At 67.4% G+C, this 19,125-nt stretch carries 18 protein-coding genes and 1 tRNA gene; 4 read left to right on the plus strand and 15 right to left on the minus strand.

All coding sequences use genetic code 11. The annotated features are described in order from the left end of the window. Positions 1 to 4: 4 nt before the first annotated feature. A complete protein-coding gene (locus tag G3T36_RS13175; RefSeq protein ID WP_163290187.1) occupies positions 5 to 316 on the minus strand; it encodes a helix-turn-helix domain-containing protein in 312 nt (103 codons plus the stop codon). A 142-nt stretch (positions 317 to 458) separates the two neighbouring features. Between G3T36_RS13175 and G3T36_RS13180 the strand changes: the two genes are divergently transcribed. Continuing rightward, positions 459 to 1,376, plus strand: a complete 918-nt coding sequence (locus tag G3T36_RS13180; protein ID WP_240148449.1) for a hypothetical protein — start codon at positions 459 to 461, stop codon at positions 1,374 to 1,376. A 10-nt stretch (positions 1,377 to 1,386) separates the two neighbouring features. Here the strand turns inward: G3T36_RS13180 and G3T36_RS13185 are convergent, their stop codons facing one another. From G3T36_RS13185 to G3T36_RS13200, 4 genes are all read right to left on the minus strand, one after another. Beyond that, positions 1,387 to 2,277 (minus strand): glycosyltransferase, encoded by an 891-nt coding sequence (locus tag G3T36_RS13185; protein WP_163290188.1) that lies wholly within the window; start codon positions 2,275 to 2,277, stop codon positions 1,387 to 1,389. Next, positions 2,264 to 3,082 (minus strand): CDP-alcohol phosphatidyltransferase family protein, encoded by an 819-nt coding sequence (locus G3T36_RS13190; RefSeq protein WP_163290189.1) that lies wholly within the window; start codon positions 3,080 to 3,082, stop codon positions 2,264 to 2,266. Before G3T36_RS13190 ends, G3T36_RS13185 begins: the two co-directional genes overlap by 14 nt. A 2-nt stretch (positions 3,083 to 3,084) precedes the next feature. After that, the gene (locus G3T36_RS13195) at positions 3,085 to 4,131 is read right to left on the minus strand and encodes a glycosyltransferase family 2 protein (protein ID WP_163290190.1); all 1,047 of its coding nucleotides are present in this window, start codon (positions 4,129 to 4,131) and stop codon (positions 3,085 to 3,087) included. A 125-nt stretch (positions 4,132 to 4,256) separates the two neighbouring features. Continuing rightward, positions 4,257 to 5,855: a S1C family serine protease gene (locus G3T36_RS13200; protein ID WP_163290191.1), complete on the minus strand. Its 1,599-nt coding sequence runs from the start codon at positions 5,853 to 5,855 to the stop codon at positions 4,257 to 4,259. Between the two features lie 182 nt (positions 5,856 to 6,037). On the opposite strand from G3T36_RS13200, the gene G3T36_RS13205 reads away from it, so the two are divergent. Beyond that, positions 6,038 to 7,249 (plus strand): pyridoxal phosphate-dependent aminotransferase, encoded by a 1,212-nt coding sequence (locus G3T36_RS13205; protein ID WP_163290192.1) that lies wholly within the window; start codon positions 6,038 to 6,040, stop codon positions 7,247 to 7,249. Here the strand turns inward: G3T36_RS13205 and G3T36_RS13210 are convergent. The 8 genes from G3T36_RS13210 to G3T36_RS13245 are packed head-to-tail and all read right to left on the minus strand — an operon-like array spanning position 7,228 to position 14,587. Continuing rightward, entirely contained in the window at positions 7,228 to 8,034 is an 807-nt protein-coding gene (locus G3T36_RS13210) for a carbon-nitrogen hydrolase family protein (RefSeq protein WP_163290193.1), read from the minus strand. The genes G3T36_RS13205 and G3T36_RS13210 overlap by 22 nt on opposite strands. Next, entirely contained in the window at positions 8,024 to 9,778 is a 1,755-nt protein-coding gene (locus tag G3T36_RS13215) for an ATP-binding protein (RefSeq protein WP_163290194.1), read from the minus strand. The genes G3T36_RS13210 and G3T36_RS13215 overlap by 11 nt, the downstream gene beginning before the upstream one ends. Beyond that, entirely contained in the window at positions 9,775 to 10,173 is a 399-nt protein-coding gene (locus G3T36_RS13220; protein WP_163290195.1) for a response regulator, read from the minus strand. The genes G3T36_RS13215 and G3T36_RS13220 overlap by 4 nt, the downstream gene beginning before the upstream one ends. Then, positions 10,170 to 10,310, minus strand: a complete 141-nt coding sequence (locus G3T36_RS13225; protein WP_163290196.1) for a hypothetical protein — start codon at positions 10,308 to 10,310, stop codon at positions 10,170 to 10,172. Before G3T36_RS13225 ends, G3T36_RS13220 begins: the two co-directional genes overlap by 4 nt. Next, positions 10,307 to 11,797 (minus strand): glycosyltransferase family 2 protein, encoded by a 1,491-nt coding sequence (locus G3T36_RS13230; protein ID WP_338031577.1) that lies wholly within the window; start codon positions 11,795 to 11,797, stop codon positions 10,307 to 10,309. Before G3T36_RS13230 ends, G3T36_RS13225 begins: the two co-directional genes overlap by 4 nt. A gap of 5 nt (positions 11,798 to 11,802) precedes the next feature. Continuing rightward, entirely contained in the window at positions 11,803 to 12,525 is a 723-nt protein-coding gene (locus G3T36_RS13235) for a PHP domain-containing protein (RefSeq protein WP_163290197.1), read from the minus strand. Then, entirely contained in the window at positions 12,525 to 13,523 is a 999-nt protein-coding gene (locus G3T36_RS13240) for an ATP-grasp domain-containing protein (RefSeq protein ID WP_163290198.1), read from the minus strand. The genes G3T36_RS13235 and G3T36_RS13240 overlap by 1 nt, the downstream gene beginning before the upstream one ends. Further along, positions 13,520 to 14,587 carry a response regulator gene (locus G3T36_RS13245; protein ID WP_163290199.1) on the minus strand — a complete coding sequence of 356 codons (1,068 nt, stop codon included), beginning with the start codon at positions 14,585 to 14,587 and terminating at the stop codon, positions 13,520 to 13,522. The genes G3T36_RS13240 and G3T36_RS13245 overlap by 4 nt, the downstream gene beginning before the upstream one ends. 140 nt (positions 14,588 to 14,727) lie before the next feature. Between G3T36_RS13245 and G3T36_RS13250 the strand changes: the two genes are divergently transcribed. Beyond that, positions 14,728 to 14,801: transfer RNA gene (locus tag G3T36_RS13250), tRNA-Met, on the plus strand. A gap of 94 nt (positions 14,802 to 14,895) precedes the next feature. Here G3T36_RS13250 and G3T36_RS13255 read toward each other — a convergent pair. Then, positions 14,896 to 15,480 carry a PASTA domain-containing protein gene (locus G3T36_RS13255; RefSeq protein WP_163290200.1) on the minus strand — a complete coding sequence of 195 codons (585 nt, stop codon included), beginning with the start codon at positions 15,478 to 15,480 and terminating at the stop codon, positions 14,896 to 14,898. Between the two features lie 179 nt (positions 15,481 to 15,659). Here G3T36_RS13255 and G3T36_RS13260 point away from each other — a divergent pair, with 179 nt between their 5' ends. Then, positions 15,660 to 16,052 carry an SHOCT domain-containing protein gene (locus G3T36_RS13260; RefSeq protein ID WP_163290201.1) on the plus strand — a complete coding sequence of 131 codons (393 nt, stop codon included), beginning with the start codon at positions 15,660 to 15,662 and terminating at the stop codon, positions 16,050 to 16,052. Positions 16,053 to 16,140: 88 nt separating this feature from the next. On the opposite strand, the gene G3T36_RS13265 is transcribed toward G3T36_RS13260, so the two are convergent. Next, positions 16,141 to 19,083: a UPF0182 family membrane protein gene (locus tag G3T36_RS13265; RefSeq protein ID WP_338031578.1), complete on the minus strand. Its 2,943-nt coding sequence runs from the start codon at positions 19,081 to 19,083 to the stop codon at positions 16,141 to 16,143. Positions 19,084 to 19,125 lie beyond the last annotated feature (42 nt).

Genomic DNA, 19,125 nt, shown 5'->3' on the forward strand with positions numbered 1-19,125 from the left:
GCCCTCAGCCGGCCGACCCCGACCGCAGGTTGCGCTCGCGGATGTATTCGGCTGCGGTGAGGGCGTGCATCCGCTCGGGGAGGTCTCCCTGACCGAGCCCTGCGACGAGGGTCGCCGGGTCGACTCCGAGCACCGTCGCGATCCGCACGATGGTGTGGAGACTGGGATTCGCGACACCACGCTCGATCTTGCCGAAGTTCGTCACATGCATCTCGGCAAGGTCGGCGATGCTCTCCTGGCTGAGGCCGAGGCCGATCCTCGCATCCCGGACACGTTCACCGAAGAGGCGGGCGGCTTGTGAGTGGGGTTCAGGCATGCATCATGCCTATTGGTCCCAAGCGTGCGAAGCCAGAGTGCCACTGCCTCTACTGTTTGTGCTGCAATTCTGCAATACTCACAATACATGCAATGAATGCGGGATACATGCATTTCGTGTGCGGCACGTAGACTCGGGTGCAATGGCACGTACACCGAAACCGATCGTCTCGTCGACGGGGGGAACGCCGCGCGGCGGTCAGCCCCCACGTGCCCTCAACCGCGGAATCGACCGTTTCCTCGCAATTCAGCGACCGGTCGTGCTCGCCCATCTGCGATCGATCCGCCGCCGTAACCCGGGGGCGACCCCTGCGCAGCTCGCCGTCGTGCTGGAGCGCCGCTACCTCGCCGCTGTGACGACGGGTGGCGCCGCGGTCGGCGTGACCGCGGTAGTTCCCGCAATCGGCACCGGTGTGACCCTCGCACTCTCGGGACTCGAGACGGCGGGATTCCTCGAGGCGACATCGCTCTACGCCCAATCCCTGAGCGAACTGCACGGGGTCGCTGTGGATGATCCCGAGCGTGCGCGTGCGCTCGTCCTCACGATGATGCTCGGACGTGAAGGCTCAGACCTCGTCCGACAACTCGCCGGACAGCTCGGCGGCACCGGGGTGTCGCGAACCGCCTACTGGGGCGAGCTCATCGCTTCGAGTCTCCCGCGCACCGTGGTCGGTCCTCTAGTCGACCGGCTGAAGACCACCTTCCTGCGCCAGTTCGCCGTGCGCGGAGGAGCCAGCATCGTCGGGCGCGCGATTCCGTTCGGGATCGGTGCAGTCATCGGAGGCGCCGGCAACAACATGCTCGGCCGCCGCATCGTACAGAATTCACGTCTCGCGTTCGGACCGGCCCCCGAGACGTTCGTCCACGCACTCGACCTTCCCCCTCTTGTCGTGCGCACACGCCCGCGTGCCCTGACTGCAGCAGGAAGCGGGCTCAAGAGGTTCGGAGACGCGGCAGGCGGGGCTGCCGTGCGGGCCGGTCACGTGGCCCGTCGAGCGCTCCCGCGGCCGAAGCCTTCGTCGAAGCCTTCGTCAGCGCCGGAGCCGTCGAGCGAACTCTGAGACACCGGCCTCAGACGATCGGAGGCCGCCCGGCACGCGTCATCCGCCACACGGTGCGCCAGGCCAGCGGCCTGCGCTCGCCCGGATCAGTCCTCCAGCCTTCCGCCCAGCCCCTGAACCACGCGGCGAGAGCAGACGGCCGCCGGAACCAGCGGAGCAGCTGGATGCCGGTCCAGGCACCGACATACACGGGGATCAGGATCGCGGGAAGGTTGCGGCGCGCGAGCCACACGCGGTTGCGCGCATTGAGGCGGTAGTAGTACGAGTGGCGTGTCGGCTCGATCGCGGGGTGATGGGCGACCAGGTCTCCTGCGTACCAGGCGCACCGGCCCTGATCCCAGACCCGCCAGGCGAGCTCGATACCTTCGTGGGCGTAGAAGAACGGATCCGCCCAGCCGCCCGTCGCCTCGAAGAGGTCGCGCGGGATGACCACTGCACCCTCCCAGACCGAGAAGACGACGCTCGACCGGTCGGCCTCGCCTTTGCGGATGCGCGGCACCCAGCGACGGGGTGACGTGCGCCCGGACGGGTCGACGACCCGCGGCTGGACCATCCCGATGGCGGGGTCGCGTTTCAGGTGCGCCACCGCATCCGTCAGGAAGTCGGGCGACGGGATGCTCGCGTCGTCATCGAGGAAGAAGAGATACTCCCCCCTGACCAGGGGGACGCCACGGTTGCGGCCCGCAGGGATGCCGAGGTTCTCGTCGAGCGCGAGTGTGGCCACACCCGCAGGGAGCGGGGGGTGCGCGGTCTGCGGATCCCAGCCGTTCCCGACGACGACGATGTCGGTGCCGACGCCCTTCTGGGCGAGTACGGACTCGAGGCCGCGCCTGAGGTCGTCCGGACGCTTGCCCTGGGTGAGGACGACGACTCCGAACGTGACGGTCTCAGGACCGGACACGCTTGGAGGCCATGATCGCAACGAAATGCCCGACGAGCGCGAGGAAGGCGAGCGGCACCAATGCCACCACGAGGATGCGGTTCGCGAGTTCGTCACCGATGAACAGGCCGACGATCGCTGCCAGCAGAGCCAGCATCGTCAGCTCGACGGAGTGGTAGAGCCGGTGGAACGGCACGAACCGGGCCGCCCGCCTCAGGGTCGACACGAAGCCGTGCGTCGGCGCCGACTCGCCGTGCGTGTCCGTGAGCTTCGGCAGCCCGGCGTTCGCCCGGGCGACATGGACCATGTCGTTGAGCGCCTTGTTGAGCACGATGATGAGCGCCAGGGTCACACCGAGGGTCGTCCAGAGGTAGTCGGCGGGCGCCTGGAACGGGAACCCGGCGGCCCGGATGCCCAGGACGATCGGGATCAGCGCCTCCGTCGTGTAGTGCCCGACCTTGTCGAGAAAGACCCCGGCGGGTGACGATGTGCCGCGCCAGCGAGCGACCTCGCCGTCGCTGCAGTCCACGAGCATCTGGAGCTGCCCCAGGATGAGTGCGAGGACCGCGCCCCAGATTCCTGGAATCAGCAGGGCGAAGGCGGTCGACCATCCGACCAGGATCATCAGCCCGGTGACGCCGTTCGCCGAGATGCTCGTCTTCAGCAGCAGCCAGGTGAGGTAGGGCGACAGGTTGCGGAGGTACAGCGACGCCGTCCAGTGCTCGGCGTTGCGCCGGCCCCGCACCTCGGGTGGCTGAGCGACGGCCCGAAGCTCGGCGATCGAGGTCGGATGGGCGCCGTGAGTTCCTGTTCCAGAGGCGTCCATGCCTACCTTCCCGTGTGTGCTGTGATGTTGCGGGTGAGCGAGAGGAAGCCCAGCACGAAGCCGATCCCCCAGCAGAAGTGGATGCAGGGCAAGACTACGAGAAACCAGAGCGTAGCGCGAAGGCCGCCGGACCGCATGAGGACGATCGCGGCGACGATGACGATGAGCAGGTAGAAGGCTGGGATGACGAAGCCGAGCAGGAGCCACGGGGCGGCACCCATCGCCGCCTGCACGATGCCTGCGACCCCCACGAGGAACCCCACCGTCACCGCGATCACCATTGCCGGCGGAACGAAGTAGCGGATGCCGTTCGCGGCCGGGAAGCGACGCGCGAGTTCGCCGCGCCAGACACCGGTCGAGACGAACTGCCGCGCGAGTCGATCGAGGTTCGGACGTGGGCGGTAGGTCACCTTGAGGCGTGGCGTGAACCAGACGACTCCACCGGATGCCCTGAGGCGCCGGTTGAGCTCCCAGTCCTGGCCGCGCTTGATGTCCTCGTCGAAGAGGCCGACGTCGAGCAGGCGCTGCCGCTGGAACACTCCGAGGTACACGGTCTCCGCCGGCCCTTCCTCGCCGCCGACGTGGAGTTTGGTGCCGCCGAGACCGATCCTGCTCCCGTATGCGCGCGCCACGGCGCGTTCGAACGAGGTGATTCCCTGGGCGTCCATGATGCCACCGACGTTGTCGGCGCCGGTGGCGAGGATCGTCTCGACCGCGATGCGCGTGTAGTCCACCGGGAGCACCGAGTGGGCGTCGACGCGTACGACGATCGGATAGATCGAGGACTCGATCGCCAGGTTCAGCCCGGAAGGTGTGGAACCGATCTCGTTGTCGACGATCTTGATGCGCGGGTCGGCCGCGGAGAGTTCTGCGACGAGTTCGGTCGTGCCGTCGATGCTGGGCCCGAGCGCAAGCGTGACCTCGAACGGTCCCGCGTAGTCCTGGGCCAGCAGACTGTCGACGGCGGCCCGTACGTGGGTGACCTCGTTCAACACGGGCATGACGTAGGACACACCGGGGAGGGTGTGCTCTGGTGCCTGTTCCGCCATCTGATCCATTCGCCGTTCGGGTCGGTTGAGCTTATCAGCCGGGACGTTTCGCAATTTGGCCACGCACACAGGAAGCCGCCCCCGTGGCTGGTCCACGGGGGCGGCTGACGCGGTCGCTGAGCGACCTACTTGGTGCTGAGGTTTCCGAGCGTGACCGTCGTGGTCTTGGTCTGGCCGCCGCGCACGTAGGTGACGTCCGCCTTGGATCCGCCCGCGAGTGCGCGGACCTGAGCGGTCAGGTCGGTGGCGCTCGTGATCGGGAGCCCGTTGAAGTTGGTGATGATGTCACCGGACTTCAGACCGCCCTTGTCGGCTGCGCCACCACCGGTGACGTCCTTGATCTCGGCGCCGACGGTGCTGCTCTTGGTGTCGTTGGTGGCGTCGGTGACCGAAGCTCCGAGAAGGCCGTGGCTGGCCTTGCCGTCCTTGATGAGCTCCTGCGCGATGCGCTGCGCGAGGTTCGCCGGGATGGCGAAGCCCACGCCGATGCTGCCCGACTGGCCGCTCGAGCTCGACGTGCTGCTCGCGCTGGCGATGGCGACGTTGACACCGATGATCTCGGCCTTGTCGTTGAGGAGCGCGCCACCGGAGTTGCCGGGGTTGATCGCGGCGTCGGTCTGGATGACCGGAAGGGAGATCGTCGCGGTCGGCGTGCTCTGGCTCTGGCTTCCGCTGCCGCCCTGACCGGGCAGGTCGAAGTTCCACAGGTTGAACGGACCGCCGTTGCCGTTGCCCTGCGTGCCGTCGCTGCTGTTCGGCGCCGCGGACGACGCGATGCTGATGCTGCGGTTCAGGGCGGAGACGATGCCGTTGGTGACGGTTCCGGAGAGACCGAGCGGTGCGCCGATGGCGACGGCGGTGTCGCCGACGTTCAGCTTGCTGGAATCGGCGAAGGTCGCCGGCGTGAGTCCGCTGGCGTTGTTCAGCTTGATGACGGCAAGGTCGGTGGTCGGGTCGGTGCCGACGATCTTGGCGCTGTAGAGCTTGCCGTCGTTGTCCTGCACCTGGACCGTCACGTTCGAGGCCTGGCCGTCGAGCGTGACCACGTGCGTATTGGTGAGCACGTAGCCGTCGGACGAGAGGATGATGCCCGAGCCGGTGCCGCCGGCGCTCCCGCCGGACGCGGAGACGGAGATCGTGACGACGCTCGGCGAGGCCTTGGCGGCGACCGCTGTGACGATGGTCGCGTCGTTGGGGTTGTTGACCGTGATGTTGGTCGCGCCCGAGGCGTCGCTCGTCTTGACGGTGGTGTTCTGCGAAGCGGCGTAGATGCCGACGACACCGCCGCCCGCGACGCCGCCGATGAGGGCGCCGATCGCCAGGGTCGCGACGATCAGGCCGGTGTTGCGCTTCTTGGCCGGCTTGGCTGCGCCAAGGGCCAACGGAGCGCCCGGCGCGGTCGCATAGCCGTGGGGGGCCGCGTACGGGGCGTAGACCGGCGCGGGCTGCCCGAACGAGCCGTGGCCGTAGTCGGGCTGCGGCGCGGTCGGCTGCTGGGCGGTCGGCTGCGAACCGACAGGAGCCGCGATCGGTGCCTGCGGAACACTCGGCTGCGGAACCGTGGGCTGCGAGTCGGCGGGCGTCACTGCTGCGGGCGCCGGAGCCTCGGCAGGAGTCTGAGGCGTGGATGCGGCAGGCTCGACGACCGACTCGGTGCGGTCGATTTCAGGCTGCGCCTTGGCGGACTCCGGCGTGTTCTCGGAGTCGTTCGGGGTGTCGGTCATTGTGTTGCTCCTTCCAAGCACTCACAGCATCCGCCTCTTACCTGAGCATTCTATTTGGACGCCCTGTGAGCGACCTTCCGCCTCTCAATGACTCTCCCGAGGCCGTGCGAACCCGCCGATCCTGCGAAGCCGTAAATTTGTCTCGGACGCCGTTCGCAGGGTCGAGCGGCGGAGGGAGCAGCATGGTGATTCCAGGATCGTGGCAGCGCGCGGCACGCGGTGCGGGCCTCCTCGCCTCCGACGGTCGCAGCGCGCCGACCATCTTCGCCGAGATGAGCGCGCTCGCAACCCGGACGGGCGCGATCAACCTGGGCCAGGGCTTCCCCGACGAGGACGGCCCCGCCGAGGTGCTCACAGCAGCCGTCGACGCGATCAGGCGAGGCGACAACCAGTATCCGCCAGGCATCGGGATCGCCGACCTGCGGCTGGCGATCGCGGAGCACCAGGAACGCTTCTACGGCATCCGCCTCGACCCCGACCGCGAGGTCCTGGTCACAGCGGGCGCGACGGAAGCGATCGCCGCGACCCTGCTCGCCCTGCTCGAGCCCGGCGACGAAGTAGTCACCTTCGAGCCGTTCTACGACGCGTACGGCGCGCTCATCGCGCTCGCCGGCGGCGTCCACGTCACCGTTCCACTCACCGGCGCCGACTTCACGCCCGATCCGGATGCGCTGAGGTCGGCGGTGTCCGACCGCACCCGGGTCATCCTGGTGAACAGCCCGCACAACCCGACCGGATCGGTGCTCCCCCTCGAGACACTCGAGCTGATCGTCGAACTGGCGCACCGCCACGATGCGGTGATCGTGACCGACGAGGTCTACGAGCACCTCACATTCGGTGTCCCCCACATTCCGATCGCATCGCTTCCGGGCGCGAGAGAGCGCACGGTGAGCATCTCGTCGGGCGGGAAGACGTTCAACACGACGGGCTGGAAGGTGGGCTGGGTCATGGCGCCGGCCGAACTGGTGACGGCCATCCTCGCTGTCAAGCAGTTCCTCACCTATGTCAACGCGGCCCCGTTCCAGCCGGCGATCGCAACAGGACTCCGCCTCGGCGATGACTATTTCGCCGGCATCGCCGCGGGGCTCCAGGCCAAACGCGATGTCCTCTCGGCCGGACTGCGCACGGCAGGGTTCGACGTGGCCGAGTCGCGCGGCACCTATTTCGTCGTCGCCGACGCCGCGCCGCTCGGGTTCACCGACGCCGTCGACTTGTGCCGGCAACTGCCGGAGCTCGCCGGCGTCGTCGCGATCCCGCTGTCCGCGTTCTGCCGGGGCGAGTACGCGGCGAGGACGGCATCCCTCGTCCGGTTCGCGTTCTGCAAACGGGTCGAGGTTCTCGAGAGGGCGGCCGCCCAGCTGTCAGGGCTGCGTCAGCGCTCGACCACGCGGTAGCGGCGCAGGGCGAGGGACGGGTTCGACTCCCGGACGGCATCGAGACGCTCCCTCGACACGGTCGCGGTGGTCAGCCCGGGGGTCTCGCCGAGCCCGGCGAGCGCGACCCCCATCGGATCGAGGATGACGCTCCCGCCCACGCCGATCGGCGGCGTCTGGTCAGCAGCAGCGACATACACGGTGTTCTCGATCGCTCGGGCGGCGAGAAGGGTCGACCAGTGCTTCTCCTTGAGGGGACCGCGGACCCACTCGGCCGGAACGAGGACCAGTTCCGCTCCGGCGTCGACGAGCCGTCGCGTCACCTCGGGGAACCGGATGTCGTAGCAGGTCTGCATCCCGACCCGGAAGCCGTCGAGGTCGAACGTCTGCGGTTCGTCCAGGCTCCCGGGCACGACCCAGGACGATTCCGACGCGCCGAACGCGTCATAGAGGTGCTGCTTCCGATAGGTCGCCTCCAATGCGCCATCCGGGCCGACTGCGACGAGGGTGTTCGAGAAGCGCGCCGGGTCGTCCGTGCGTTCCACCAGGCCGGCGACGACATGGATGCGGTGAGCCCCCGCCAGACGACCGAGCTCCGCCACGAAAGGTCCGTCGAGCGGCTCGGCCGCCTCCACGAACTCGGCGCCGAGCGGATGCACGAAGAACGAGGAGTACTCGGGGAACACCACCAGCCGCGCGCCGAGCGCCGCCGCACGCTCGACGAAGCCCGCGATCGACGAGCGGTTGGCCTCGACGTCTGCTCCGGGCGCGAACTGCACCACCGACACCACCGTCTCATCCGTCATTGCGGTCACTCCCTTCGAGAGGGAGCCGCACGGTGAACGATGTGCCGACGCCCTCTTCGCTCTCGATGGCCATCCTGCCGCCATGGGCGGTGACGATGGCCTTGGTGATGGTGAGGCCCAGCCCGACCCCGGGGACGGCGTTGCGCGTCGCGGTGGAGGCGCGGAAGAAGCGGGTCGAGAGCTGTCCGAGCTCGACCGCCGGAATCCCTATGCCCGAATCGCTGACGGTGATGCACGCATCCGTGTCGTCGCGCTCAAGGCCGACGGTGATCGTGCCCCGCGCAGGAGTGAACTTGATGGCGTTTGAGACGAGGTTGTCCACGGCCTGCCCGATCCGCTGGGCGTCTCCCCTGATCAGCAGGGGGCGGTCGTCCAGCCGCGCGACGAGATCGATGCCTGCGGAGTCCGCAGCGGGCCCGGCCGATTCGATCGAGGCGCCGACCACATCGCGGAGGTCGACCTCGCGGAGGTCGAGGGGGAACTGGCCCGACTCGACCTGGGCCGTGAAGAGCAGATCGCCGACGAGGCGGAGCAGCCGGTGCGCGTTGCGTTCTGCGATTCCCAGATACTGCAACTGCTCAGCGGAGAGGGGCGCGTCCTCGTCGTCGCGCATCAGCTCGAGGTACCCGAGGATCGAGCTCAGGGGCGTGCGGAGCTCGTGCGAGATGAGTCCGACGAATTCGTCCTTCAAGCGGGCGAACTCGCGAGCTTTCGTCATGTCGGTCGCGACGAAGATGAAGCCGACACGGTGACCGTTCTCGTCGAGTCGCGGAGTCGCCGTGACCTGCACGGGCACCTGCTTCCCGTCCGCGCGCACATAGGTCCAGTCCCGCGCCTCGGCGTAGCCGGCCCGGACGGCGTCGACGAGGGCCGAGAAGTCCCCTGGGCTCGACACCGTGACCTTGCGCACGTCCAGTTCGCGCAGACGCTCCTCGAGCTCCGACGTCAGATGGAAATCGACGACGTGGCGGCCTGCAGCCTTGACCTGCTCCTGAGTCAGGCCGAGCATCTTCTCCGCGCCCGGATTCCAGACATCGATCAGCCCGTCGAGATCGGTCCCGATCACCGACTGCTCCGTGACCGCGTTCCAGATGCTGAGGATGAGACGGTTGGCGGTCTTGAGGCGCGCTTCGTTCAGCGCGAGCTCGTCGCTCGCCCGCACGGCCTGGTCGAGCAGTTCTTTACGCTGCGCCGCCGCAGCCTCCGCCGCGGCCAGCTGCAGCCGGACCCGATGGGCGATCTCGTTGATCACGAACGCCACCAGCAGGTAGATGACCGGAGCGTAGAACGCCCGGACCAGGTCGGTGCCCGACGCTGCGCCCTCTGTGCGGACGATCGGGGCGAACAGCACCAGGAAGGTTCCGACCGCTGCGATCAGGGCGTTGAGGCGACCCTCCTCCGACGCGATCCACACAAAGGGAAGGAGCAGGATCGCACCGAACGGAGAGAGCGCCCCGCCGGTGCCGAGCCGGAAGAATCCGACGGCGATCAGGGAGATCACCGGAACCGCGATCGCCGCTTCTGTGGGGAGACGCGACCACGGCACGGCAGCTGCGAGCACGCTTGCCACGGCCACGAGCAGGACTCCGATGGTGAAATCAGCGAAGTTCGTGATCACTGCGACCGGATGCGGCGACAGCAGCAGGACGATGGCGATCGCGAAAGCGACGATGGTCGGGGCCTGTTTGACCAGCGGGGACGGCGAATCGAGCGAGATCCGCGAAAGCAGTCGGTCGAACGTCACGAGCGCCCCGATCCCTCGAGCATCTCGGTGATCGTCGCGGCGAGCTGCCGGGGACTGAACGGCTTCACGATGAACCGGTCGGAGCGCACCTCGACGGAGGCCTGGTCGGTGAGCATCTGGACCGACGCCGAGACGATCAGGATCCGTGTGGAGTCGAACCGGCTCTCCGCCCGCATCCGATCCACGACCTCGAGCCCGCTCATCCCCGGCATCGAGATGTCGAGCACGATGAGGTCGATGTCTCCGGGTTCGATCGCATCCAGCACCGCCTGCCCGTTGTCGACGGATGCGGCGATCTCGACGCCCGCCCGCTCGGCAGCGATGACCATGAGGGCGCGGATGTCCGGGTCGTCATCCGCGATGACCACCCGACGAAGGACGGCCGCGTCGCTCATGTGAAGAACACCACCCGGATGGCGACGAGCACCCCGACGACCACGAGTGCGACCATGGCCTTCGGGATCAGGCCGAACTCGGCCCGCCGATCGGCATCGATCTCGTCCTGGAGCACGATCTGCTGTTCTCGGTTCATCCCAGAACCCTCCCCGTCTTCTCGGTCTTGTCCCACGTCCGCGCCGCTCCCCGCCATTCCTTGATGTACGAGTCGACGGTCACCGCGCAGAGGATCGGCCCGTAGCCGACGATGTAGGTGAGCAGGGGCGAGAAGATGCGCCCGACACGCGTCGAGTCCACGAGTTTGACGAGCCAGGCCGCGACCATCGAGAGCGTGATCCAGGCATACACGAAAAGGGTCCACGCCGTCACGGCGGCCGGGGTCACCTCGACACCGAACCATCCCGGAACGACGTGGTCGATGAGTCCGGGGAAGAACGCCGAGATCAGCACGACGATCGAGATGACTCCGGGAAACAGGATCGCTTCCCGCCAGCTGCTCCGGCCCGTCTTCGGGTCGAGTTGCACGCCGAGGACCATCGCGAACACGTAGGTACAGGTGGCCAGGGCCCAGGTCGACCGGAAGACCGCCGCCGCGAGGTCGCTCTCGAGGAGAAACAGACCGACGAGACCGATCGTCGAGAGCACCATCGCGACGGGAAGCAGGAAGATGCTGAACCAGAACACACCGAACGAGATGCTGCCGAGTCGATGCTGTTTCGAGGGGCGGAACCACAACCTGCGGTACATCGTCGTCACCTGCACGTTTCCGCGTGCCCAGCGCAACCTCTGCTTCCAGAGGGCCGCGATGCGGTGCGGCTCCTCAGCGAGCACGACGGCGTACGGTTCGAACACCACCCGGCGGCCGGCGACCTGCGTGCGGAACGTGGTGACCGTGTCCTCGGCGAGTGTGGTGGTGTCGATCCGCCCGCCGATGGCCTCGAGATTGGTTCGCGAATGAAGCTGAGCACCCCCGGCGAGGCAGGCGATGGCGCCGAGCACGTTCTGGGCCCGCCTCGACGCCGCCTGCGCGAGCACGTATTCGAGCCCGATGAATCGGGTGAGGAAGTTGCGGTCGGAGCTGCCCTCCCGGATGAACGCGGTCACCGCACCGACCTCGGCATCGGCCAGGTGCCGTGTCATGCGCCGAAGGGAGTCGGGCAGGTAGATCACGTCGGCGTCCATGATCAGGAGCGCCTGCATCCAGTCCTCCGCGAGCACCGCGCTGATGCCGTGGTTGAGCGTGTGCGCCTTGCCCTCGCCGCCCTGCTCACGGCGGAGGTGGAACACCCGGCCTGGATGAAGGGCCGCCATGGCGAGCACGACCTCTGCGGTGTCGTCGGTGCTCGCATCGTCGACGACGTAGATGCGCAGCGCATCCGCCGGGTAGTCGAGGGACAGCAGCCGTTCGATCGATGCACCGATGACCGCCCCCTCATTCCACGCCGGCACGATCACCGCCACCCGGGGCAGGTACGGCGCCGCGCGCCCGTAGTGGTTGATGAAGGCATGAAACGGGATGATCACGAACTGGTACGCCATTGCGACGATGGGAACCGCACCAAGGGCGACGAAGACGAGCAGCACCACGGTGAGCACCGTCAGCCAGAAACCGTTCCCGTCCACGTGGGCTACCTCGACGTCGCGTCGCGAAGGATGGCCGCCACCCGGTCGTACCGGCCGACGGTGGCGGCCGAGTGGCTGTCGGTGGATGCGACCACTCGCGCGCCTGCGTCGAGTGCGGCCCGTACGGCACGCGGCCCCGGGCATCCCCATTTCTCGTTGACTTCGATGAGCGTCCCCGTGCGCGCCGCCGTCTGCGCCCACGCGCTCAGCTGGTCGTCGCCGAGGTCGTCCTCGGAGAGCCCCACCTTGGGCAGGATGGAGAACCAGTGCGCGAGCTGGGCGTTCGCCGTGTGCTCCATGGCGCGGTTGCCCGCGACGATCAGGAGGTCGAGCGCATCTGCCGCTGACAGCCCGTCCGCGAGCTTCGCCCGCGTCTGCGCCGGCGACCAGGGACCTTCCGGTCCCGGGAACTGGTGGTCGCCGATGACGATGGCGTCGGGACCTCCCCTGCCTGCGACGAGCCGAGGCGGAACATCGACCGCTCCGGTCGCATCGAGGAGTTTGGCCTCGACGCCCGTGAACACTGCGAGAGAGGGATCGCGCGGCTCGGCCGCCACCGCCGCGAGGAATTCCGGCACCCAGGTCGTTGCGCGGCGCACGTGGTCGGTGAGACGGAGCTCGCGCAGCCCGGCGGTCGCCGCGGCGGCGAGGTTCTCGGCGAGCGTGCTCTCGGCGTCATCCGAGAACGTCGAATGAACGTGATAGTCGCCGAGGAGGGCCTCCGCCACTACTCGCCCGGCCCCTCTGCGTGCGCCGCGTTCTCGGAGACGAGCACATCGGCTGGATCGAGGAAGACGTCCTCCAGGAAGCGGACGTTGGCTAGCTCGACGAAGTCGACCTTCGACGGCACCTCCTCGCCGATCACCAGGTCGTGAAGGAGAGAGGGCATGTCGACACCCGCGGCGATGGTGAGGGGCATGGCCCCCGGAAAGCGCGGATTCACTTCGAGAAGCGCCGGCACTCCGCTCGCGCTGTAGCGCAGTTGCACGTTGGCGACGCCGGTGAGCCCGATGGCGCGGGCGACGGCGGCGGCCGTGTCGGACAGTTCAGCACGACGGACGGTGCGTCCCGCGATCGAGACGCCGGAGTCGACCCGTTCTCGGGAACGCGGCACTGCGGCGATCACCGCGCCGTCGAGGCCCGCGAGGACGTCGACGGAGAACTCGTCGCCGGGCAGGTGCTCCTGGATGATGATGCTCTCGTCGTCGCCGAGCGCTTCGAGCGCCGGTCTGTCTGCGACCACGCGGACTCCGCGTGACCCCGCGCCGCTTCGGGGCTTCACGATGACCGGAAAATCCCAGTCGTACGCGCGTCCGTGGCCAGTGAGCAGCCGCGTCACGGGAACCGTGACCGTCGGGCTGCAGCGCTCGGCGAGAAGGTACTTGTCCAGGCAGACGGCGAGAGTTTCCGCACTCGGTGCGGCGAGGCGCGTACCGGCCGCAAGAAGCTCATCCCTGCGGGCCGCCAGGCCGGGCAGCTCGGCGTCGACGGTCGAAAACAGTACGTCGATGCCGTCGGCCGCGCACAACTCGATGAGGTGGTCGACGAACCCGTCCGAGCGGCCGGCCGGCACGATCCGGCGCCGAGCGGACTCGACCAGGTAGAGCCCGCTCGCCCAGCCGTCCATGTCGGCGGCGAAGACCTCCACGTCCTGGCGCTTCACGAGCGACCGGAGCACAGCGACGCCGGCTGGTCCTCCGACCCCGGTCACGAGGACCCTCGTCATGGTCGTTCGCCTTTCAGTCGCGCGGCGTTCGTGATCGATGACGCGGGGACCGAGATGTCGACGGTGTCCTTGATGACTTCGAGTGGTTCACAGCTCGTGCCTCCCCCGAATCGCGACCAGTACCGGGCCGTGGCGAGCACGAAGTCGGGCTCGAGATAGGCGCGCACTTCGGTCTGGGACTCGAAACAGCGGATGAGCGCGAGTTTCGCATCCGTGAAACCGTCGATGGGCACGAATCTGGTCGGGCGGAAGTCGATCGTCGCAGAGGGGCTCTGGTAACAGCAGACGGTTCGCACGGCGCGCGCTGCGATCAGGGTCGCCGCGTGCACGGCGCGATGGTCCTGGTGGCGCTCGTGGGCGCTGTGCGTGTAGACGATGTCCGGCCGGACCTCCGCGATGACCCTCTCGATGATTCCGACAGTCGGATCCGCCGCCGAGATCTGGGTGTCTTCGAGGTCCTCCATGAAGAGGCGGGCACCGAGGAGCTCGGCAGCGGCCAGGGACTCGTGCTGGCGGTCGTCGGCATCGCCTCCGCGGGCGCCGCGCGACAACGTGAGGATGACGACACGATTGCCCGCCGCCCTGTGGGCTGCCAGGATGCCGCCCACGCCGATCTCGACGTCGTCGGGGTGCGCTCCGATCGCCAGGACCACCTGCGGCTCCTGCGCGGTCTTCGTGAGACGGCCCTTGGCTGCGAGACGGGTCACGAGTGCGACGAGGTCGGCGGACGCGATGGGCTTCGTCAGGAACTCGTCGGCCTGGCTCCTCAGCGCAGAGACGGCGTAGTCGATCGAGACGTGCGCGGTCATCACGGCGACGGGAAGGTCCGGATAGGTCCCGCGCAACTCCTTGAGGAGGTCGAGGCCGCTGATGCCGGGCATCTCGATGTCGGTGATGACCATGTCGGGCTCGAACTCCGCGATCCCCGCGAGCGCCTTCGCCGGGTCGGTGATGGCCAGAACGAGGGCGTCAGCCCGCTTCTCGAGGACCGTCTTCATGAACAGCGCGACATCCGGATCGTCCTCGATCACGCAGACCCGGTACTTCTGCTCCGCGTTCGCCATCCGCATCCCCCTCTGCGTCCAACTCTATGGGCCGAGGCGCGATATTCCACGCGATCTGGCCTGCGTGCGCCGGACGTTGCCCGTTTCGGCACCCGGTGGTCGGGGTCGCTCCCACGTCGTGTTAGAGTAGATTTTCGTGACGCGGGGTGGAGCAGCTCGGTAGCTCGCTGGGCTCATAACCCAGAGGTCGCAGGTTCAAATCCTGTCCCCGCAACGACTGTCCTCTCAGGACACAGGAACCCTCGAACCCTCACCGGTTCGGGGGTTTCTTGTTTGTCCGGGTAGATCCTCGCGCCGCCTCCCCGAGTTCAGGAGCCGAGCGTGACGGTGACCGTCTTGTCGCGGACCGTCGACGGCCCGGGCGAGGGAACCTGACCCACGATGGTTCCCACCGTGCCCTGCGTGATGGCGGTCGGGTCGACGACGAGGCGGAGTTCCAGACTGCCGAGGGCCAGGAGGGCATCGTTGACCGACTTCCCCATGAGGTCGGGGACGACGATCGGACCGCCCCGCGATCCTGCGGCGGTCGTGAGCTTCTCCTGCGCCTGTTCGGACGCCTTCGTCGAGAAGTAGTACGCGATCGCGCTACCGACGGATGCCGTGAGACCGCCGATGAGGGCGCTGGTCGTCGTCGCGTTGTTGCCCGCGATCTCGGCCGCGGTCAGCACGAGAAGGCCGACGACCAGGCTCACGGCGATCCAGCTTCGGACGACGCTGCGATCAGCACTGCTCGATGCAGTCGCCGCTCGCGGCCAGCCGTTGACGACGAGCAGCACGCCGACGACCACCACGACGAGGATGATCGCTCCGGTCAGGGCCCACGGCGGCAGGCTTCCGAGTGTTGTCGATGAGGGGGCGGTGGGACTCTGCGCTTCCGCCGGTATTCCTTTCATGGTTCCTCCCTGGTGGTGCACTCCAGAGCATCGTCCTGCCCGGACGTCACCGCATCGGAGTTGCCTCCGATTTCCGCTGCGTGGCGGCACGGACGCCGCCGATGCTGGCCGTCGCGCGCATCCGCCCGCTAGATTCTGAACTGGGGCACGGAGCCCCACCAGAAAGGGGCACACGAAACATGGACTTTTGGAACAACTTCTGGAACATCATCTGGATCTTCTTCTGGAGCTTCGCGTTCGTCGCGTACCTGTTCGCGCTGTTCGCGATCATCGGCGACCTGTTCCGCGACCACAAGCTGAACGGCTGGTGGAAAGCCCTCTGGATCATCTTCCTGGTCTTCGTTCCCTTCCTGACCGCGCTGATCTACCTGATCGCGCGTGGTTCCGGGATGGCCGAACGCAGCCAGCGGGAGGCGCGCCAGGTGCAGGCGGCGACGGACACCTACATCCAGCAGGTGGCCGGCTCCCCCTCCAGCCCGGCTGACGAGATCGCGAAGGCGAAGGCGCTTCTCGACTCCGGTACGATCACCCAGGCCGAATTCGATCACATCAAGTCACGCGCTCTGTCCTGAGCGAACGCACCACACGTCACGGAAGGGCCGCGGGATCGAGTCGATCCCGCGGCCCTTCCGCGTGCTCGACCGCTTGTGTTGGCGGGCGCTACTTCGACGGGCTCGGGGTCGGGGTGGGGGTCGGTGCCGGCTTCGGAGTCGTCGCCTGGGCCTCGGCGGCGAGCGCCTGCGCGACCGCCTTCTTGAGGTTCGCGTCCGCGATGCCGTATGCGGCCCAGTTTCCGGCTTTCAGCGCTGCGTCGCGGTCGAGGATCGCCTGGCGGGCATCCACCAGCGCCGCTTCAAGGGCCGGGTTGGAACCGGTTCCCGCGGTCGGCGGTGTCGTCGTACCCGAGCTGCCTCCGCCGCCGCCGGCAGCGTTGTCGCCTGCCGTCGCACCCGAATTGCCGCCGAAGAGAACGTCGAGCGCGCCGTCGAGGGTGTCCTGGAAGGCGATCTTGTCTCCGAAGGCGACAAGCACCTTCTGAAGCAGCGGGTAGCTCGTCTCACCGGTCGACTTGACGTAGACGGGCTGCACGTAGAGGAGGCCTCCGCCCACCGGGAGCGTCAGGAGGTTGCCGCTGATCACATCCGTCTTTCCCTGCCGCAGCAGGTTCAGCTGTTGCGAGACCCCCGGATCGGAGTTGAAGTTGTTCTGGACCTGGCCCGGCCCTGGCACCGTGTCGCTGGATGGCAGGGTGAGGAGCCGTAGTTTGCCGTACCCGGAGGCCTTCTGCCCCTTGGTGTCCCCGGCATCCGCATCCACCGCAAGGTAGCCCTTCAGCACCGAACGACTCGACTCCGTCGTCGCCAGCGGAACGAAGGTGGAATAGAGGGAGAACGTCGGCGCGGTCTGGCCCGGCATCTGCATGGTGAGGTAGTACGGCGGCTGGAGCGTCGGGTTGCTCGCCGGCGACACGGGGTCGTTCGGCGTCGTCCACGCATCGTCACGCGAGTAGAAGGAGCCGGCATCGGTCACGTGGTACTGGCCGAGCACCGAACGCTGCACCTTGAAAAGGTCGGCGGGGTACCGCACGTGGCTGATCAGGTCGGAGCTCATATCGCTCATCGGCTTGACGGTCGCGGGGAAGATCTTCTCCCACGTCTTCAGGATCGGGTCGCTCGCGTCCCAGGCGTACAGGGTGACCTTGCCGTCGTACGCGTCGACTGTCGCCTTCACCGAGTTGCGGATGTAGTTGATGTTGTCGAACGGGTAGGCCGGCTTGGGGGTCTCGGTGTCCGCGATCGCGTCGCTCAGGCTTCCCACGTGCGAGTAGGGGTACTGGTCGCTTGTGGTGTAGCCGTCGATGACCCACTTGACGCGGCCGTCGACCACGGTCGGATACGCCTGGGAGTCGAGCGTCAGGTAGGGCGCGACCTTCTGCACCCGGGTGATCGGGTCCCGGTCGTACAGGATCTGCGAATCGCTGTTCACGGCATCGGAGAGGACGATCTGCTCGTCCTGGAATTTGAGCGCGTAGATCAGCCGCTTGAAGATGTTGTCGAGCTTCGGTCCGCCGTTGCCCGCGAACGTCGTGTAGGTCTGCTGCGCGTTGTCCGCACCGCCGGGGTAGTCGAGTTCGACCGACTTCTGGTTGGTCGGCCCTCCCACGATCGAGTATTTCGGCGACTGCTGGCCGAAGTAGATGCGCGGCTCGTAGGTGCCGAGGGAGCCGGTGGTCGGGATGCCCGACTCGAGGAACACGGGCTGGCCGTCGGTCGACCGCTGGTTTCCGTACGCCGCGACCACTCCGTAGCCGTGCGTGTAGACGATGGTGTCGTTGTACCAGTTCTGCGCAGAACCCAGACCGGACTGCTGGAGCTCGCGGACGGCGACGACGGCGTCCTGCTCCTTGCCGCCGATCGTGTACCGGTCGACCGCGAGGTTGTCGGGGAAGGCGTAGTACTGGCGGAACTGCTCGAGCTGCCGGAAGGAGGGGCTGACCTGGGCAGGGTCGATGATGCGGATCTGCGCCGTCGTCTGGGCGTCTTCGCGCAGCTGTCCCTGCTCGGCCGTCGTCTTGGCGTTGTACGGGATCACGTCGACGTTCGAGAGCCCATAGGCGTCGCGGGTGCTGTTGATGCTGCGCTGGATGTACGACGTCTCCAGCGTCTTCTGGCTCGGGTCGACCTGGAACCGCTGGACGATCCACGGATAGATCGCCCCGACCACGAGGGCCGCGATGATGAGCAGGGCGGTGCCGACGAGCGGGAACCGCCATCGTCCGATGAAAGCCGTGACCACGAAGAGTGCCGCGACGAAGACCGCGATCCCAGCGAGGATGGCGCGACCGGGGATCGTGGCGTTGACATCGGTGTAGGCCGCACCGTTGATCATGTCGTTGACATTCGAGTCGGTGACGGTCGCGTAGCGGTCGAGCCAGATGCTCACGCCCTGCAGGAGCAGGTAGAGCGCCGCGATGACGGCGATCTGGATGCGCGCCGCCTTCGAGATGCGCACCTCGCGTCCGCTGATGCGGATCGACCCGTACAGGTAGCAGGTCGCCAGTGTCGCGAACAGCGAGATGATCACTACGGCCGACGCGAAGCCGACAAGACCGCGATAGAACGGCAGGTCGAACAGATAGAACGAGATGTCGAGATGGAATTGCGGGTCGGTCTTGCCCGACGACGTGCTGTTGACCCACATCAGGGCCGTCTGCCAGCGGCTGCCTGTGGAGACCCCGGCGAAGATACCGAAGATCACAGGGATGCCGTACATGGCCAGGCGCCGTAGCGGCTCGATCACCTGCTGGTACCGGTCGAGCTGGGTGTTCAGCTTGGCGTAGACCGGTCGGAGACGATAGGCGAGCTGGATCGAGAGCCAGAGCGGCACGGCCATTCCGAGGAAGCCGATGAAGAAGAGGAGGCCGGCGGCGAGCCACTGCGTCGTCAGGACGTTCAGGTAGCCGACCTGCTGGTACCAGAGGACGTCGGCGTAGAGGCCGGCGAACACGAAGAACGCGATGACGAGGGCTACGACCACGCCGAGCGTGATCCAGATCGCTGCCCGGCGACGACCGGCTGGTCGCCCTGCTGCTGTTGAACTCACGTTCGGCCCTCTTGCTCTGCGTTGAAAGGTCAGAAACCCATC

The sequence above is a fragment of the Leifsonia tongyongensis genome (genome assembly GCF_010686705.1).
Classification (GTDB): Bacteria; Actinomycetota; Actinomycetes; order Actinomycetales; family Microbacteriaceae; genus Diaminobutyricibacter; species Diaminobutyricibacter tongyongensis.

Excerpts from the sequence above, each read along its gene's own strand:
- G3T36_RS13175 (WP_163290187.1), bottom strand. The coding sequence starts at position 316 with ATGCCTGAACCCCACTCACAAGCCGCCCGCCTCTTCGGTGAACGTGTC.
- G3T36_RS13180 (WP_240148449.1), top strand. The coding sequence starts at position 459 with ATGGCACGTACACCGAAACCGATCGTCTCGTCGACGGGGGGAACGCCG.
- G3T36_RS13190 (WP_163290189.1), bottom strand. The coding sequence starts at position 3,082 with ATGGACGCCTCTGGAACAGGAACTCACGGCGCCCATCCGACCTCGATC.
- G3T36_RS13195 (WP_163290190.1), bottom strand. The coding sequence starts at position 4,131 with ATGGCGGAACAGGCACCAGAGCACACCCTCCCCGGTGTGTCCTACGTC.
- G3T36_RS13200 (WP_163290191.1), bottom strand. The coding sequence starts at position 5,855 with ATGACCGACACCCCGAACGACTCCGAGAACACGCCGGAGTCCGCCAAG.
- G3T36_RS13205 (WP_163290192.1), top strand. The coding sequence starts at position 6,038 with ATGGTGATTCCAGGATCGTGGCAGCGCGCGGCACGCGGTGCGGGCCTC.
- G3T36_RS13210 (WP_163290193.1), bottom strand. The coding sequence starts at position 8,034 with ATGACGGATGAGACGGTGGTGTCGGTGGTGCAGTTCGCGCCCGGAGCA.
- G3T36_RS13220 (WP_163290195.1), bottom strand. The coding sequence starts at position 10,173 with ATGAGCGACGCGGCCGTCCTTCGTCGGGTGGTCATCGCGGATGACGAC.
- G3T36_RS13225 (WP_163290196.1), bottom strand. The coding sequence starts at position 10,310 with ATGAACCGAGAACAGCAGATCGTGCTCCAGGACGAGATCGATGCCGAT.
- G3T36_RS13240 (WP_163290198.1), bottom strand. The coding sequence starts at position 13,523 with ATGACGAGGGTCCTCGTGACCGGGGTCGGAGGACCAGCCGGCGTCGCT.
- G3T36_RS13245 (WP_163290199.1), bottom strand. The coding sequence starts at position 14,587 with ATGGCGAACGCGGAGCAGAAGTACCGGGTCTGCGTGATCGAGGACGAT.
- G3T36_RS13255 (WP_163290200.1), bottom strand. The coding sequence starts at position 15,480 with ATGAAAGGAATACCGGCGGAAGCGCAGAGTCCCACCGCCCCCTCATCG.
- G3T36_RS13260 (WP_163290201.1), top strand. The coding sequence starts at position 15,660 with ATGGACTTTTGGAACAACTTCTGGAACATCATCTGGATCTTCTTCTGG.